The organism is Streptomyces sp. SM1 (assembly GCF_002910825.1).
GTDB lineage: Bacteria > Actinomycetota > Actinomycetes > Streptomycetales > Streptomycetaceae > Streptomyces > Streptomyces okerensis.
In genome coordinates this window covers 1-16932 of the sequence record NZ_NEUB01000579.1, presented here as the reverse complement: position 1 = coordinate 16932, position 16932 = coordinate 1, and the positions used below count along the sequence as shown (strand labels likewise).

The following is a 16932-nucleotide window of genomic DNA, read 5'->3' as shown; positions in this document are numbered from 1 at the left end:
ACGGCAGTATGGGGTGCTGGGTCCGACAGCTTTCTTCCGGGAGGTCCGGTGGCACTCTCGCCGATGGACGTGACGCAGCTGGCCGTCGTCGACACGGCGCGTGCGGCGCGGGTGCTCGACGAGGTCCGTTCCGCCGCGCTGTCCGGGCAGCGCATGCCCGTGACGCCCCGCCCGGTGATCGGGCAGTCCTGGGCGCGGATGCTGCGCAGTGGGGTGGACCCGGACCACGGCTTCCGCAGCGGTCTGCTGTCCCACGAGGAGGTACAGCGGCGGCGGCAGTCCTCGACGCTGCGGCATGTGCTGCCGGTGCTGCGGGAAGGGTTGCTGTCGGTCGCGGACGTCGCCCGTCACATCATGGTGGTGGCCGACGAGGAGGGGCGGGTGCTGTGGCGGGAGGGCAGTGCGCCGGTACTGCGCAAGGCGGACGGACTGGGCTTCCAGATCGGCGCGGACTGGCGTGAGGACGTGGTCGGCACCAACGGGGTGGGCACCCCGGCGGTGACGGGACGGCCCGTGCAGGTGTTCGCCTCCGAGCATTTCGTACGCTCGCAGGCCACGTGGACGTGCGCGGGAGCGCCGATCACCGATCCCCGGGACGGCCGGCTGATCGGCGTCGTGGACGTGAGCGGTCCGCTCGAGACGATGCATCCGGCCACGCTGGCCTGGGTCGACTCGGTGGCGAAACTCGCCGAGGCGCGGCTGCGGGAGACGCACGCGCGGTCACTGGAGCGGCTGCGCGCGGTGGCGGCACCGCTGCTGGCCCGGACCGGCGGGCGTGCGCTGGTGGTGGACCGGCACGGGTGGACGGCGGCGGTGACGGGGATGCCGTACACGGAACGGCTGGCGCTGCCCAAGTCGGTGCCGGCGGGCATGCGGTGGCTGCCGGCCCTGGGCCGGTGCTCGCTGGAGCCGCTGGCCGGCGGCTGGCTGGTGCGGGCGGCGGACGAACCGGTGACACGTGCCGGGGCGAGGATCGTGCTGGACCTGCGGGAGCCGCGCCGCCGGTCGGTGGAGGTGTCGGACGGGTCGGGCTCCTGGGTCCGTGAACTGAGCCCCCGGCACGCCGAGTTGCTGTACCTGCTGGCCGTACACCGCGCCGGGCGCAGTGCGGCGGCCCTCGCCGGGGACATCTTCGGCGACCCCGCCCGTACGGTGACGGTACGCGCGGAGATGTCCCGCGTACGCCGCTATCTGGGTCCTCTCCTGGACCACCGTCCGTACCGCTTCACCGAGTCGGCCGAGGTGGAGACCCTCCTCCCCGACCAGCCCCACTCCGTGTTCCCCCACCCGCGCGACCGCCTCACACCGGCCCGGGGTCATTGAGACCGGCCGGGTCGGGGGCCGCCGGGGCCGCCCTCGGGAGCGGACACCGCTGTCCGTGAGGGGCGGGCGGCGCCGCGTCGGCGGGCCGGGGGTCGTACACGCGTGCACCTGGCCAGACTGCGGGGGCCGCCGGTTCGCACAATTGCGGGGTCTTCCTCTCCCGGGGCGGTCGGCTGCCGTAGCATCCCGGTACGGGCACCCCTTCTGTTCCACGGTCAACCCGCGGATCAGCGGACGCAGTTGGATCGCCCCAGGAGGACGATATGAGGCATCGCGGCAGACACCGCCGGCGCAGGAGAGGCAGGGTCCTGCGGGCCGGGCTGGCCGGGACCGCTCTCGCGCTGACCGCGGCGGCGACCATGATCAGCGCTTCGCAGGCCACCGACGCCGATGATCCCGGGGCGCTGAAGCCGCTGACCGCGTCCTCCGACACCGCGCCGCTGCGGCTGACCGGGCACGATGTTCCGGGTGCGGCCCTCGGCCGCCTCGCCGAGGGCATGGGCCGGCCGGTCGGTGTCGCTGCCGTGCTCGCCGACCCGGACGGTTCGCTGAGCGACGCGGAGGACTGCGCGGAGGACGACCGGCGCGCCCTGCCCGTCGAACCGGCCGCGACACAGGCGTACTGCTGGCCGGGTGGCGACACCGACGGCTGGCGGCCCGGGGCGGTCACCACCTCCGGGGACGCGGACGAGGACGGCCGCTGGGGCGAGCACCGGGTGATCCTCTCCGGGTGGAGCCGGAGCACGGGATCGGCGGCGGAGCAGGGGCTCGCCCGGGTCGCCTTCGTGGACGCGGGCGACTCCGCCGGGCCGCGCTACACCTGGGCACTGCTCGCCGTACCGGAGGACGGGGGCCGGGACTACCGCGGGCTGGGTTCCACCGTGTCCGGCATGGTCTGGTACCAGGACAAACTGCTGGTGACCACGGGCCGGGGCGAGGGCGGCGCGCTGTACGTGTACGACCTGGACCGTGTGCAGCGGGCCACCGTGGAGAGCCCGTCCGTCGGCCGGGTGCCCGGCGGCTGGTCGGCGGCCGGGGCGCGGTACGTCCTCCCGGCGGTCGCCTCCTACCGGACGAACGGCGCCGGCGCCCCCCGGCCGGGCGGCATCTCCCTGGACCGCAGCACCGCGCCCGACAGTCTGGTCGCCCACGAGGCGACGCCCGCGGAGGAGGACGGGCCGACCCGGCTGTGGCGGTACTCCTTCGGCGACGAGCCGGAGCGCGCCGGGCTGCTGGAACCGGACCCGGTCGCGGTGTACGAGACGGAACTGACCCATGTGCGCAGTGTGCTGTCGTACCGGTCGGGCTGGTATCTGGGCCGGATGACCGGGACGCCGGACGAGCGCGGCACCCTGTGGCGGCAGGACACCGAGGGGGCCCGCCCCATCCGCTGCGGGGCGGACGAGACGCACCGCTGCTGGAGCGGTGAGGCGGCGTCCCTGTCCTACTGGCAGGAGACGGGCGAGGTGTGGTCGCAGTCCGGACGGATGCTGTTCGCGCTGCCCCTGGCGTCGGTGGACGGGTCCCTGGAGTAGAGGTGCGGACGTGGTGTCCGTCCGCACCCTGATCAGGCGTTCGACAGGATCGGGCCCCTGGTGGTTACCTTTCGGACATGACGACCCTCTCCGTGACCACCTGGTCCCTGGAGCAGACCGCTCCCACCGATCTCCGTCCGGCCGCCGCGCCCGAGGGGGATGTGCGGGTGGTCCGCTCCGAGGTGCCCTCGCCCGAGTTCAGCCGTTTCCTGTACGCGTCGGTCGGCGGTGACATCCGCTGGACCGACCGGCTGGGCTGGACGTACGCGCAGTGGCTGGAGCATCTGGACCGGCCGGGGGTGGAGACGTGGGTCGCCCTCGACCGCGGGACGCCGGCGGGGTACGTGGAGCTGGAGGCGCAGGAGGACGGGGTCGTCGAGATCGTCTACTTCGGTCTCGTCGCCGCCTTCCGCGGGCGGCGCATCGGCGGTCACCTGCTGTCGTACGGCACGGCCCGCGCCTGGGACCTGGCGGACCGCTGGCCGGGGCTGAAGCCGACCACGCGGGTGTGGCTGCACACCTGCAGCAAGGACGGCGAGCACGCCATGGACAACTACCGGCGCCGGGGCTTCACCCTCTTCGACACCAAGGTCGAGAACGAACCGGAGGTGCCGGCTCCGGGCCCGTGGCCGGGGGCCTACCCGGCCTGACCGGCACCGGCAAGACCGCGCGCGGCTCTTGTGACCAAGGACACCCTTGTCTCTCATTTCGAGACAAGGGTGTCCACATTTCGGATAACGGTGGACTGTGTCCAGACGGCCGTGCCAGGCTTCCGCCATGCCTGGAACTGGAATCGCCTTGGTGAGTCGGCGGCACGTCGACCTCGGCCGCATGTCCAGCGCCATCTGTCCGGCGCGCTGAGAGCACCCCGGCACCGCCCGGCATTTCCCTCTTCACCTCACTCCCCGCGCGATGACGCGCACTCCCACCGTGCGCCTGAATGCGCAGGTCAGAGACGTATTCACGCCTGCCCCGAAGGACGTATCAACCATGGCCGCCACCCCGCAGAACCCTGCCGCCGCGCAGAAGCCTGCCGCCGCGACTCCCCGCCGCAAGGTGAGCCGTCACCGCGGAGAGGGACAGTGGGCCGTGGGGCACCTGACCCCGCTCAACGGTGCCGAGCAGTTCAAGAAGGACGACGACGGTCTCAATGTGCGGACACGTATTGAGACGATCTACTCCAAGCGCGGGTTCGCCTCCATCGACCCCAACGACCTGCGGGGGCGCTTCCGTTGGTGGGGCCTGTACACGCAGCGCCGCCCCGGGATCGACGGCGGGCGCACCGGTCTGCTGGAGCCGGAGGAGCTCGAGGACGAGTACTTCATGATGCGGGTGCGCGTCACCGGCGGCCGGCTCAGCACCGAGCAGCTGCGGGTGATCGGCGAGGTCGCCGAGACGTACGCCCGCGGCACCGCCGACATCACCGACCGGCAGAACATCCAGTTCCACTGGGTGCGTATCGAGGACGTACCCGCCATCTGGGAGCGCCTGGAGTCGGTCGGCCTGTCCACCACCGAGGCGTGCGGCGACTGCCCGCGCGGCATGCTCGGCTCCCCGGTCGCCGGGGTCGCCGCGGACGAGATCATCGACGGCACTGCGGCACTCGACGAGATCGTCCGCCGGTACATCGGCGACCCGCGCTTCTCCAACCTGCCGCGCAAGTACAAGACGGCCGTCTCCGGCTCCCCGCTGCTCGACGTGGCGCACGAGATCAACGACATCTCCTTCGTCGGCGTGGTCCACCCCGAGCACGGCCCCGGTTTCGACCTGTGGGTCGGCGGCGGTCTGTCCACCAACCCCAAGTTCGGTGTGCGGCTGGGCGCCTGGGTGCCCGAGGCGGACGTGCCGGACGTCTGGGAGGCCGTGACCTCCGTCTTCCGCGACTACGGCTACCGCCGGCTGCGCAACCGCGCCCGGCTGAAGTTCCTGATCGCCGACTGGGGCGCGGAGAAGTTCCGTCAGGTCGTGGAGGACGAGTACCTGGGCCGCAAGCTGACCGACGGCCCCGCCGTCGAGATGCCGGCCCAGCGGTGGCGCGACCACATCGGGGTGCACCGCCAGAAGGACGGCCGCTTCTACGTCGGATTCGCCCCGCGCGTGGGCCGCATGGACGGCTCGCTGCTCACCAAGGTCGCCGAACTGGCCGAGAACCACGGCTCGGGCCGGGTCTCCACCACCGTCGAGCAGAAGATGATCATCCTTGACGTTCCGCAGGACCGGGTCGACTCCCTGGTCGACGGCCTCGAGGCGCTGGACCTGAGGGTCACCCCCTCTCCGTTCCGCCGCGGCACGATGGCCTGCACCGGCATCGAGTTCTGCAAGCTCGCCATCGTCGAGACCAAGGAGCGCGGCAGCGACCTGATCGACGAACTGCAGCGCCGTCTCCCCGACTTCGACGAGCCGCTCACCATCAACATCAACGGCTGCCCGAACGCCTGCGCCCGCATCCAGACCGCGGACATCGGGCTCAAGGGCCAGCTGGTCACCGACGCCGACGGCAACCAGGTCGGCGGCTACCAGGTGCACCTGGGCGGCGCACTCGGTCTGGAGCCGTCGTTCGGGCGCAAGGTCCGCGGTCTGAAGGTGACCTCGGACGAACTGCCCGACTACATCGAGCGGGTCGTGAAGCGCTTCCAGGCGGATCGCGAGGACGGCGAGCGGTTCGCGGCCTGGGTCGGCCGTGCCGCGGACGAGGCGCTGTCGTGAGCGAGCGCGCCGCGCCGTTCCACTGCCCCTACTGCGGTGACGAGGACCTGCTTCCGGGGGAGGCGGGCCACGGGACGTGGGAATGCGGAGCGTGCAACCGAGCCTTTCAGCTGAAGTTCCTCGGGCTGCTGGCCCGGGGACTCGAGCGAGCCGACACGGGAGGGGACCGGACATGACGGCGGTTCGGCAGGAGAGCGGCACGGCGGAGTTGAGAGAGCTGGCCGAGCGGGCGGGCCGGGACCTGGAGGACGTTTCCGCCCTGGAGATCCTCCGGTGGGCCGCCGAGACCTTCGGCAGCCGTTTCTGCGTGACCTCCTCGATGGAGGACGCGGTGGTCGCCCATCTCGCCTCCCGGGTACTGCCCGGCGTGGACGTGGTGTTCCTCGACACCGGCTACCACTTCCCGGAGACCATCGGCACCCGGGACGCGGTCGGGGCCGTGATGGACGTCAACCTCATCACGCTGACCCCGCGGCTGACGGTCGCCGAACAGGACGCGGAGTACGGCCCGAAGCTGCACGACCGCGACCCCGACCTGTGCTGCGCGCTGCGCAAGGTGCGGCCGCTGGAGGAGGGCCTGAAGGGCTATCAGGCCTGGGCGACCGGTCTGCGCCGCGACGAGTCCCCCACCCGGGCGAACACCCCGGTCGTCGGCTGGGACGAGAAGCGGCGGAAGGTGAAGATCTCCCCCATCGCCCGCTGGACCCAGGACGACGTGGACGCCTACGTCGCCGAGCACGGCGTGCTCACCAACCCGCTGCTGACGGACGGCTACGCCTCCGTGGGCTGCGCGCCCTGCACCCGCCGGGTGCTGGAGGGCGAGGACGCCCGCGCCGGACGCTGGGCGGGCCGGGCCAAGACCGAGTGCGGGCTGCACGGATGACGAACCCTCAGATCCAGGAGACCGACGTGACGACCGGAGCCACCGTCTGGCTCACGGGTCTGCCGAGTGCGGGCAAGACCACCATCGCCCACGAACTGGCCGCCCGGCTGCGCGAGCGGGGCCGGCGGGTGGAGGTGCTCGACGGCGACGAGATCCGCGAGTTCCTCTCGGCGGGCCTCGGCTTCACCCGCGAGGACCGGCACACCAACGTGCAGCGCATCGGCTTCGTCGCCGAACTGCTCGCCCGCAACGGCGTCACCGCGCTCGTCCCGGTGATCGCCCCGTACGCCGACAGCCGGGACGCGGTGCGCAAACGGCACGCGGCGAACGGCACGGCGTACGTCGAGGTGCACGTGGCGACCCCGGTCGAGGTGTGCTCCGTACGCGACGTGAAGGGTCTGTACGCCAGGCAGGCCGCGGGTGAACTCACCGGGCTCACCGGGGTGGACGACCCCTACGAGGAGCCGGAGACGCCCGATCTGCGGATCGAGTCGCAGAACCGGACCGTGCAGGAGTCCGCGGCGTCGGTGTACGCCCTGCTCAGCGAAAGGGGACTGGCATGAGAGCCGTCGCCACTGTCGAGGAGGGCACGGCCAGCCCGTACGCCCTCTCCCACCTGGACGCCCTCGAGTCCGAGGCGGTGCACATCTTCCGTGAGGTGGCGGGTGAGTTCGAGCGGCCGGTGATCCTGTTCTCCGGCGGCAAGGACTCCATCCTGATGCTGCACCTGGCGCTGAAGGCGTTCACGCCCGCGCCGGTGCCGTTCTCGCTGCTGCACGTGGACACCGGGCACAACTTCCCCGAGGTCCTCGCCTACCGGGACCGCACCGTCGCCCGGCACGGACTGCGCCTGCACGTCGCCTCCGTGCAGGACTACATCGACCGCGGGGAGCTCAGGGAGCGCCCCGACGGCACGCGCAACCCGCTGCAGACCGTGCCGCTCACCGAGAAGATCCAGAGCGAGCGGTTCGACGCCGTGTTCGGCGGCGGGCGCCGCGACGAGGAGAAGGCCCGCGCGAAGGAGCGGGTGTTCTCACTGCGCGACGAGTTCTCCCAGTGGGACCCGCGCCGCCAGCGCCCCGAGCTGTGGAACCTCTACAACGGCCGGCACGCCCCCGGTGAGCACGTCCGCGTGTTCCCGCTGTCGAACTGGACCGAGCTGGACGTGTGGCAGTACATCGCCCGCGAGGGCATCGAACTGCCGGAGATCTACTACGCCCACGAGCGCGAGGTGTTCGCCCGCGGTGGCATGTGGCTGAGCGCCGGTGAGTGGGGCGGGCCGAAGGACGGCGAGCGCGTCGAGAAGCGGCTGGTGCGCTACCGCACCGTCGGTGACATGTCCTGCACCGGCGCGGTGGACTCCGACGCCGACACCATCGAGAAGGTGATCACCGAGATCGCCGCCTCCCGGCTCACCGAGCGCGGTGCGACCCGCGCCGACGACCGCATGTCCGAGGCCGCGATGGAAGACCGCAAGCGCGAGGGGTACTTCTAGAGATGAGCACCATCACCACCGAGGAGCTCGCGGCCACCACGCTGCTGCGGTTCGCCACCGCCGGTTCGGTCGACGACGGCAAGTCCACCCTGGTGGGCCGGCTGCTGCACGACTCCAAGTCGGTCCTGACCGACCAGCTGGAGGCCGTGGAGCGGGCGTCGGCCAACCGGGGCCAGGAAGCCCCCGACCTCGCGCTGCTCACCGACGGCCTGCGGGCCGAACGCGAGCAGGGCATCACCATCGACGTGGCCTACCGCTACTTCGCCACCCCCCGGCGCCGCTTCATCCTCGCCGACACCCCCGGCCATGTGCAGTACACGCGGAACATGGTCACCGGCGCCTCCACCGCCGAGCTGACCGTGATCCTCATCGACGCCCGCAACGGCGTCGTCGAACAGACCCGCCGGCACGCCGCCATCGCCGCCCTGCTCCGCGTCCCGCACGTCGTCCTCGCCGTCAACAAGATGGACCTCGTCGACTACCGCGAGCCCGTCTTCGCCGCCATCGCCGAGGAGTTCACCGCCTACGCCACCGAACTCGGCGTCCCCGACGTCACCGCGATCCCCATCTCCGCACTCGCCGGCGACAACGTGGTCGAACCGTCCGCACACATGGACTGGTACGGCGGCCCCACCGTCCTGGATCACCTCGAGACCGTCCCGGTCGCCCACGACCTCGCCCACTGCCACGCCCGGCTGCCCGTCCAGTACGTCATCCGGCCGCAGAGCGCCGAACACCCCGACTACCGCGGCTACGCCGGCCAGATCGCCGCCGGCACCTTCCGCGTGGGCGACCCCGTGACCGTCCTGCCCTCCGGACGGACCACGACGGTCACCGGGATAGACCTGCTGGGCGAGCCCGTCGAGACCGCCTGGACCCCGCAGTCGGTGACACTCCTGCTCGCCGACGACATCGACGTCTCCCGCGGCGACCTCATCGTCCCCACCAAGGACGCACCCGCCACCACCCAGGACGTCGAAGCCACCGTCTGCCACGTCGCCGACGCCCCCCTCGCCATCGGCCACCGGGTCCTGCTCAAACACGGCACCCGCACCGTCAAGGCGATCGTGAAGGACATCCCCTCCCGCCTCACCCTCGACGACCTGTCCCTGCACCCCCACCCCGGCCGGCTCACCGCCAACGACATCGGCCGGGTCAAGATCCGCACCGCCGAACCCCTCCCCGCCGACTCCTACGCCGACTCACGCCGCACCGGATCCTTCATCCTCATCGACCCCGGCGACGGCACCACCCTCACCGCCGGCATGGTCGGCGAATCCTTCGCCGCGCCGGAGCCCGTCAAGGACGAGGCAGAGGACGACGGATGGGACTTCTGAACATGAACTCCACCGACTACTACTCCGAGTTCGCCAGGGAGGGCGGCCGCGTCGGCTGGGGGTCCCCCCGGACGAAGTCCGGGGGAGGGCAGGGCGGGGTGGCCCGATGTGTGCGATGACGTACGCGCACCGCTCGCGCGCCCTCACCCCCCGCCGCCGTAGACGAAAACCTGCCGACTTCCCGGCCACGGCCTGAGTAGACCGTGACCGCCGGGCCTCCGAGAGGAACACCTCCCGTGCCTGCCACAACCGCCCTGCGCCGTACCCTCGCGGTGATAGCCGCGCTTCCGCTGCTCACCCTGGCCGCCTGCGGCTACGGGTCCGAGGCGAAGGACGACGACTCCGTGAAGGTCGCCGCCGGGGCGAAGACGATCGACGGACTCGGCTCCGTCCGGATCGGCTACTTCGGCAACCTCACCCACGGCACCGCCCTGGTGGGCAACCGGAAGGGCCTGTTCCAGAGGGAACTGGGCGGCACGGAAGCGAAGTACGCCGTCTTCAACGCAGGCCCGTCCGAGATCGAGGCACTCAACTCCGGCTCCATAGACATCGGTTTCATCGGCCCGTCCCCGTCCGTCAACGGCTACACCAAGTCGGGCGGCAAGAACCTGCGGATCATCGGCGGTTCGGCGTCCGGCGGGGTGAGCCTCGTGGTGAACCCGGACAGGGTGAAGTCGCTGAAGGACGTCAGGGGCAAACGGATCGCGACCCCTCAGCTCGGCAACACCCAGGACGTCGCGTTCCTCAACTGGGCGGCAGAGCAGGGCTGGAAGGTCGACGCCCAGAGTGGCACGGGCGACGTCACGGTGGTCCGCAGCGCCAACAAGGTCACCCCGGACGCGTTCAGGGCCGGGTCGATCGACGGCGCCTGGGTGCCGGAGCCGACCGCCTCGAAGCTGGTCGCGCAGGGCGGCAAGGTACTGCTGGACGAGGCGACGCTGTGGCCGGACGAGAAGTTCGTGATCACGAACATCATCGTGCGACAGGAGTTCCTGGAGGAGCACCCGAAGGCCGTCGAGGCGGTACTGAAGGCGTCCGTCGAGGCCAACCGGTGGATCAACGCCAACCCGGAGGAGGCGAAGGCCGCCGCCAACAAGCAGTTGGAGGCCGACTCCGGCAAGGCGTTGCCGGCCGAGGTGCTCGACCCGGCGTGGAAGTCGATCAGGTTCACCGACGACCCGCTGGCCGCCACCCTCGGCTCGCAGGCGGAGCACGCCGTCAGGGCGGGCCTGCTGGAAGAGCCCGACCTGAGGGGCATCTACGACCTCACGCTGCTCAACCAGGTCCTGAAGGCCGCGGGTGAGCCCGCCGTCGACGACGCCGGCCTCGGCGTCAAGTAGGTCCGGATCACGACCAGTTCCCAGGAGGTGACGACCATGGCCACGACCCTCGCCAAGGCCGCCGACGGCGCCGAGGCGGCCACGCACGCCGCCCGGATCGAGCACGTCTCGAAGTCGTTCGCCGGGCCCGCCGGACAGCAGCTCGTGCTGGACGACATCACGCTCGATGTCGCGCCCGGTGAGTTCGTCACCCTCCTGGGTGCCTCCGGCTGCGGCAAGTCGACGCTGCTCAACCTGGTCGCGGGGCTCGACCGCCCCACGGCCGGCACGATCACCACGGACGGCCGGCCGGCCCTGATGTTCCAGGAACACGCGCTCTTCCCCTGGCTGACCGCCGGCAAGAACATCGAACTCGCCCTGAGACTGCGGGGCGTGCCGAAGAACGAGCGCCGGGGACGGGCCGAGGAACTGCTGGAGCTCGTCCGGCTGAAGGGTGCGTACGGCAAGCGGGTGCACGAGCTGTCCGGCGGTATGCGCCAGCGGGTCGCGCTGGCCCGCGCGCTGGCCCAGGAGAGCAGTCTGCTGCTGATGGACGAGCCGTTCGCGGCCCTGGACGCCATCACCCGGGACGTGCTGCACGACGAGCTGACCCGGATCTGGCGCGAGACGCGGCTGTCGGTGCTGTTCGTGACGCACAACGTGCGCGAGGCGGTCCGGCTCGCGCAGCGGGTGGTGCTGCTGTCCTCCCGTCCGGGCCGGATCGCCCGTCAGTGGACGGTCGGCATCCCGCACCCGCGCCGCATCGAGGACACCGCCGTGGCGGAACTGTCCGTCGAGATCACCGAAGAACTCCGTGGGGAGATCCGCCGTCATGGCCAGCACTGAGACGACCGCGAAGGACAGGGACGGGGGCGACCTCGCCGGTCTGGAGGCGGGCCTCGACGCCCTGGAGACGGTGCAGACCGGCCGTCGGCCGCTGCGGCAGACCCTGAGGGAGAAGGTCCTGCCGCCGGTCGTCGCCGTCGCGCTGGTGCTGGCCGTGTGGCAGGCGCTGGTCTCCTTCGGGATCGTGGACGATCCGACCAAGCTGCCCTCCCCGGGCGCGGTGTGGGACGTCCTCCGTGAGGCGTGGCTCCAGGGCGAGTTGCTCGGCTACATCTGGACCAGCGTCTCGCGCGGTCTGCTCGGCTTCTTCTTCGCCCTCCTGATCGGCACCCCGCTGGGGCTGCTGGTCGCACGGGTGAAGGTGATCCGCGCCGCGATCGGCCCGATCCTGTCCGGCCTGCAGTCCCTGCCGTCGGTGGCATGGGTGCCGCCCGCGGTGATCTGGCTGGGCCTGAACAACTCCATGATGTACGCCGTCATCCTCCTCGGCGCCGTCCCCTCCATCGCCAACGGCCTGGTCTCCGGCGTCTCCCAGGTCCCCCCGCTCTTCCTGCGCGCCGGCCGCACCCTGGGCGCGACCGGGCTGAAGGGCACCTGGCACATCGTGCTGCCCGCCGCACTGCCCGGCTACGTGGCGGGCCTCAAACAGGGCTGGGCCTTCTCCTGGCGCTCCCTCATGGCCGCCGAGATCATCGCCTCCTTCCCCGACCTCGGCATCGGCCTCGGACAACTGCTGGAGAACGGCCGCAACGCCAGCGACATGGCCATGGTCTTCGAGGCCATCCTGCTCATCCTCACCGTCGGCATCGCCATCGACCTGCTCGTCTTCAGCCCGCTGGAACGCTGGGTACTGCGCAGCCGCGGCCTGCTGGTGAGGAGCTGAGGCACCTCATGCGTCGTCCGGTACTTCTCGTCATCGCCCACGGCAGCCGCGATCCGCGGCACGCCGCGACCGTGCACGACCTGGTGCGGCGGGTGCGGTCGCTGCGGCCCGGGCTGCGGGTGGAGACGGGCTTCCTGGACTTCAACATCCCCTCGGTGAAAGGGGTGCTGGAGTCCCTGGACGCGGAGGGCGTCCGTGACGTGGTGGCGCTTCCGCTGCTGCTGACCCGCGCCTTCCACGCCAAGTCGGACATCCCGGCCGTGCTGGCGGAGGCTCCGCCGCGGCTGCGGATCCGCCAGGCCGAGGTGCTCGGCCCGTCCCCGCTGCTGCTCTCGGCCCTTGAGCGCCGGCTGTACGAGGCGGGCCTGACGCCCGCCGACAAGTCCTCGACCGGGGTCGTACTGGCCTCGGCGGGGTCCTCCGACCCGGAGGCGATCGCAGTGATCGCAGAAATCGCGCGGGAGTGGCGGCACACCGGTTGGTGCGCCGTGCGGCCTGCGTTCGCCTCCGCGGCCCTCCCCCGCACCGAGCAGGCGGTACGTGAACTGCGCGACCTCGGCTGCGCCCGCGTCGCCGTCGCGCCGTACGTACTGGCCCCCGGTTTCCTGCCGGACCGTATCGCCCGGGGCGCGGCGGGGGCGGACGTCCTGGCGGACGTGCTGGGTGCGGCGCCGGAGGTGGCGCGCGTGGCGCTGGAGCGGTACGACGCGGCGCGGGTCCCCGTGCTCGCGGTGGTCGGCGCCTGACCGGCCCGGCGGGCGGGGCCGGCCCGGTCCTCAGGCGAAGGACAGGCCGCCCGTCCGGGTCCGCTTCAGCTCGAAGAAGTCGGCGTCACCGGCCAGCACCCGGAAGCTGTCGAAGAGTTCTGCCGCCCGCTCGCCCCGGGGGACCGCCCGCAGGACGGGTCCGAACCAGACGGTCCCGTCGACGTGAAGGGTCGGCGTCCCCACGTAGGCGCCCGTGTCCGCTTCGGCGCCCGCCGCGTGGCTGCGGCGCACGGCGTCGTCGTGGGCCGGGTCGTGCGCGGCGGCCGCCAGGCCGGCGGGCAGGCGGGCAGGCCGAGTTCGGTGAGGGCTTCGGCGATCACGGTGTCGAAGTCGTCGACGGCGCGCTCGTGGATCCGCGTGCCGAGAGCGGTGTAGAGGTCTCGCAGCACCTTCTCGCCGTGCCGTTCGGCCGCGGCCACCGACACCCGTACCGGGCCGACGGAGCGGTCGACCAGGTCCCGGTACCAGTCGGGGAGCTCGTTGCCTACGTTGTGCAGGTGGAGGCTCATCACACGGAAGCGCAGATCGAGGGGGCGTCGCCGTTCGACCTCCAGCAGCCAGCGGGAGGTGATCCAGGCGAAGGGACAGGCGGGGTCGAACCAGCAGTCGACACGGGTGGGTGATCCATTGCTCATGCCGTCGACCGTATGCGCGGCCGGGAGCGGGGTCCTGGTCCAGTTCGCCGCCCGGCCACTGGTCCAATCCCGGCTGCCCTGCCCGGGTCAGTCGCCGGTGAGTTCCACGAGCTCCGTCACCGTGTTCCAGTTGCGGGTGGTGGCGATGACACCCTTGCCGACGCGGGGCCGGGACAGTTTCTCGGCGAGTTGGGAGCGGCCCAGGCCGTTCGGGGCGTACAGGTAGAGCGCGCGGTCTCCGAGGCTGAACTCCTCCGGCAGGTGGGCCGCTCGGTCGATCCCGGCGAAGCGGTCGGGCGTGACGGCTGCGGAGAAGTAGGTGACGTGGAGCTGCCTGGGCTCCAGTTCGCCGGCCGGGTACGGGCAGTCCTCGACGATGCCCTTCAGGTAGGCGTGGTCGCGCACGATCACGTCCACGACGAACCCGAAGTGCCGTTCGATCGCCGTGGACAGTCCGGCGGCCAGGGACTCCTCGTCGCCCCGGTCCGAGGCGAACACGGCCTGGCCGCTCTGCAGATGGGTGCGGACGCCGTCATGCCCGAGGCCCTCCATGAGCGTGCGCAGTTCGGCCATCGGGACTTTTCTGCCGCCGCCCACGTTGATCCCGCGCAGCAGCGCCGCGTATCTCTTCGCCATGCCGCCCACCTTAGGACGGCCGTCGTGCCCCGTGGGGGCGGGCACGACGGCCGGGGTCCGCGCGTGGCGGGCTGCGCGAAACTCTGGCGGAACGAGGGGGCCCGGATCAACCGGTACACGCACCTGTGACTTGTTCAACAAGGTTGCGGAACCGCTGACGGCGCCCGACCCTGATCATCCGTCCCCCTGTGCCCTGATGCGTGTAGGGGGCCACTGTCCTCCCCAGTGTGGAGGGACCGAACGCCGAGGGGATGACATCGGGCCCCGGAGCTTCACCGGACAGCACGACGAGAGGCGCTTACCCGGGCCATACCTTCGAGAGTGTCAGGTGGCGGCAGGGGGTCGCTGCCGCACACGAGGGAGCGAGCCCGTCATGGGGAACGGAGATACGCGGGTCCGGGGCCTGGCCGCCCGGGCGGGCGGCTGGAGCGCCCGGCACCGATGGGCGGCCGTCGGCATCTGGATGCTGTTCGTCGTTCTGGCGATGGGACTCGGTTCGGCTGCCGGCCGGGTCGATGTCGGCAACAGCGACCAGCTCAAGGGGGAGACCAACACCGCCGCCCGCATCGTCGAGGAGGCCGGCATCGAGGAGCCGGCCGGTGAGACCGTACTCGTCCAGGCGAAGGACGAGGGTCTGACCGCCACGGACCAGGAGTTCCGGTCGGCGGTCACGGCGGTCGTCACGGCCGTGGAGAAGACCGGCGAGGTCGCGAACGTGACCTCGCCGTACGAGAGCGACACCATCTCCGAGGACGGGCACAGCGCGCTGGTCCAGTTCGACATGCGCGGCGACTCGGACACCGCGGGTGAGCGGGTCGAACCGGTGCTCGACGCCGTCGCGGGCGTCCAGCAGGACCACGAGGCGCTGCGGATCGAGGAGATCGGCGGCGCCAGCATGATGAAGACGTTCGACGACGCGTTCGGCGACGACTTCAAGAAGGCCGAGTACTCCGCGGTGCCGGTGGCCCTCGGCATCCTGCTGATCGCGTTCGGCGCGCTGGTGGCGGCGCTGCTGCCGGTGGCGCTGGCGATCACCGCGATCATCGCGACGATGGGTCTGATGGGGCTGGTCAGCCACCTCCAGCCGATGAGCGAGACCGCCAACTCGGTGATGCTGCTGGTGGGTCTGGCCGTCGGGGTCGACTACTGCCTGTTCTACCTGCGCCGCGAACGCGAGGAGCGGGCGGCCGGACGGGACGCGCAGACGGCGCTGCGGATCGCCGCGGCGACCAGCGGCCGGGCGATCGTCGTCTCCGGTGTCACGGTGTGCGTGGCCATGGCGGGCATGCTGTTCACCGGGATCGCCGAGTTCGAGGCGATGGGCCTGGCCTCGCTCATGGTGGTGGCGGTCGCCATGGTCGGTTCCGTCACCGTCCTGCCCGCGCTCCTCTCGCTGCTGGGCGAGCGGGTCGACAAGGGCAGGCTGCCGTTCCTGCGCAAGCGCCGCGCCAACGGCGGCAACGACAGCCGGTTCTGGACCGCCGTACTGAAGCGGGTGCTCGCCAAGCCGCTCCTGGCCGCCGTGGTGGCGACCGGCGCGCTGCTCGCCGTGGCCGCTCCCGCGGTCGGGATGAAGACGGAGAACCTCACGCTGGACCAGGAGTTCGGCGACTCGCTGCCGATCGTGCAGACGTACAACCGCGTCAACGAGGCGTTCCCGGGCGGCTCCGAGCCGGCCGAGGTGGTCGTCAGGGCGGACGACATCAACGCGGCCGAGGTGAAGGCCGCACTCGCCGACTTCCGTGCGCAGGCGGTCGATTCGGGTGCCTCGCGCGGCCCGGTCGAGATCAGGGTGCACGGCCGGCAGAACGTCGCCTTCGTCTACGTGCCGCTGGTGGGCGGCTCCGACCAGGACAAGGCGGCCGAGAGCCTGGTCAAGCTGCGCGACGAGGTACGGCCCGCCACGCTGGGCACCGTGGACGGGGTCGAGGCACCCATCACCGGGCAGGTCGCCGGGAACAAGGACTTCAACGACCAGCTGGTCGGCTCCGTGGTCCCGGTCTTCCTCTTCGTGGTGGTCTTCGCCTTCCTGCTGATGCTGCTGTCGTTCCGCTCCATCACCGTCGCGATCACCTCGATCGTGCTGAACCTGCTGTCGGTGGGCGCCGCGTACGGCATCCTCGTGGCGGTCTTCCAGCACGGCTGGGGCGCGTCCCTGGTGGGCGCGGAGGGGGTCGGCGCCATCATCACGTGGCTGCCGCTCTTCCTGTTCGTGATCCTGTTCGGCCTGTCGATGGACTACCACGTCTTCGTGGTCTCCCGGATCCGCGAGGCCCGGATGCGGGGCCGCAGCACGCGGGACGCGATCCAGCACGGTGTGGTCACCACGGCCGGCGTGGTCACCAGCGCCGCGGTCATCATGGTCGCCGTGTTCGCCATCTTCGGCACGCTGTCCATGCAGTCCATGAAGCAGATGGGCGTCGGCCTGGCGGCGGCGGTGCTGATCGACGCCACGATCATCCGGGGTGTGCTGCTCCCGGCGGTGATGGCGCTGCTCGGCGAGCGCAACTGGTACCTGCCGAAGTGGCTGCACCGGATGCCGGACCTGACCCACGACGAGTCCCCGG

17 protein-coding genes and 1 pseudogene are annotated in these 16932 nt (G+C 71.4%); 16 read left to right on the top strand and 2 right to left on the bottom strand.

Annotation, left to right across the window (positions count from 1 at the left end; genetic code table 11):
• The first annotated feature begins 63 nt into the window (after positions 1-63).
• The 15 genes from B9S61_RS14110 to B9S61_RS14050 all read left to right on the top strand — a co-directional run bounded on the left by B9S61_RS14110 (position 64) and on the right by B9S61_RS14050 (position 13073).
• Positions 64-1323, top strand: coding sequence for a GAF domain-containing protein (locus B9S61_RS14110; protein WP_103542579.1), 1260 nt, complete (start codon positions 64-66; stop codon positions 1321-1323).
• A 263-nt stretch (positions 1324-1586) separates the two neighbouring features.
• Complete coding sequence (locus B9S61_RS14105; RefSeq protein ID WP_103542565.1) at positions 1587-2858, top strand: hypothetical protein; 1272 nt, start codon at positions 1587-1589, stop codon at positions 2856-2858.
• Between the two features lie 77 nt (positions 2859-2935).
• Positions 2936-3508 carry a GNAT family N-acetyltransferase gene (locus B9S61_RS14100; protein WP_103542564.1) on the top strand — a complete coding sequence of 191 codons (573 nt, stop codon included), beginning with the start codon at positions 2936-2938 and terminating at the stop codon, positions 3506-3508.
• Positions 3509-3635: 127 nt separating this feature from the next.
• Positions 3636-3719 (top strand): putative leader peptide, encoded by an 84-nt coding sequence (locus tag B9S61_RS43445; RefSeq protein WP_310887545.1) that lies wholly within the window; start codon positions 3636-3638, stop codon positions 3717-3719.
• A gap of 129 nt (positions 3720-3848) precedes the next feature.
• On the top strand, positions 3849-5564 hold the full coding sequence (locus B9S61_RS14095; RefSeq protein WP_103542563.1) for a nitrite/sulfite reductase: 1716 nt from the start codon (positions 3849-3851) through the stop codon (positions 5562-5564).
• A complete protein-coding gene (locus B9S61_RS42290; RefSeq protein ID WP_103542562.1) occupies positions 5561-5740 on the top strand; it encodes a hypothetical protein in 180 nt (59 codons plus the stop codon). Before B9S61_RS14095 ends, B9S61_RS42290 begins: the two co-directional genes overlap by 4 nt.
• Entirely contained in the window at positions 5737-6447 is a 711-nt protein-coding gene (locus B9S61_RS14085) for a phosphoadenylyl-sulfate reductase (protein ID WP_103542561.1), read from the top strand. Before B9S61_RS42290 ends, B9S61_RS14085 begins: the two co-directional genes overlap by 4 nt.
• 26 nt (positions 6448-6473) lie before the next feature.
• A complete protein-coding gene (gene cysC / locus B9S61_RS14080) occupies positions 6474-7010 on the top strand; it encodes an adenylyl-sulfate kinase (protein WP_308457768.1) in 537 nt (178 codons plus the stop codon).
• Positions 7007-7942, top strand: a complete 936-nt coding sequence (gene cysD / locus B9S61_RS14075; protein WP_103542559.1) for a sulfate adenylyltransferase subunit CysD — start codon at positions 7007-7009, stop codon at positions 7940-7942. The genes cysC and cysD overlap by 4 nt, the downstream gene beginning before the upstream one ends.
• A 2-nt stretch (positions 7943-7944) precedes the next feature.
• Positions 7945-9279 (top strand): sulfate adenylyltransferase subunit 1, encoded by a 1335-nt coding sequence (locus B9S61_RS14070; protein ID WP_103542558.1) that lies wholly within the window; start codon positions 7945-7947, stop codon positions 9277-9279.
• Positions 9267-9398, top strand: coding sequence for a hypothetical protein (locus B9S61_RS40335; protein ID WP_146064839.1), 132 nt, complete (start codon positions 9267-9269; stop codon positions 9396-9398). The genes B9S61_RS14070 and B9S61_RS40335 overlap by 13 nt, the downstream gene beginning before the upstream one ends.
• A gap of 117 nt (positions 9399-9515) precedes the next feature.
• Complete coding sequence (locus tag B9S61_RS14065; protein ID WP_103542557.1) at positions 9516-10619, top strand: aliphatic sulfonate ABC transporter substrate-binding protein; 1104 nt, start codon at positions 9516-9518, stop codon at positions 10617-10619.
• 36 nt (positions 10620-10655) lie between these two features.
• Positions 10656-11444, top strand: a complete 789-nt coding sequence (locus B9S61_RS14060; protein WP_103542556.1) for an ABC transporter ATP-binding protein — start codon at positions 10656-10658, stop codon at positions 11442-11444.
• Complete coding sequence (locus tag B9S61_RS14055; protein ID WP_103542555.1) at positions 11431-12327, top strand: ABC transporter permease; 897 nt, start codon at positions 11431-11433, stop codon at positions 12325-12327. Before B9S61_RS14060 ends, B9S61_RS14055 begins: the two co-directional genes overlap by 14 nt.
• A gap of 8 nt (positions 12328-12335) precedes the next feature.
• Positions 12336-13073, top strand: a complete 738-nt coding sequence (locus tag B9S61_RS14050) for a sirohydrochlorin chelatase (protein ID WP_103542554.1) — start codon at positions 12336-12338, stop codon at positions 13071-13073.
• A gap of 30 nt (positions 13074-13103) precedes the next feature.
• On the opposite strand, the pseudogene B9S61_RS14045 reads toward B9S61_RS14050, so the two are convergent.
• Both B9S61_RS14045 and B9S61_RS14040 read right to left on the bottom strand, forming a co-directional pair.
• Positions 13104-13729, bottom strand: a pseudogene (locus tag B9S61_RS14045) (DsbA family protein).
• Between the two features lie 87 nt (positions 13730-13816).
• Positions 13817-14365: a DUF1697 domain-containing protein gene (locus B9S61_RS14040; protein ID WP_103542553.1), complete on the bottom strand. Its 549-nt coding sequence runs from the start codon at positions 14363-14365 to the stop codon at positions 13817-13819.
• A 373-nt stretch (positions 14366-14738) separates the two neighbouring features.
• Between B9S61_RS14040 and B9S61_RS14035 the strand changes: the two genes are divergently transcribed.
• Positions 14739-16932, top strand: a 2194-nt coding sequence (locus B9S61_RS14035) for an MMPL family transporter (RefSeq protein WP_103542578.1), incomplete at its 3' end; no start/stop codon positions are given.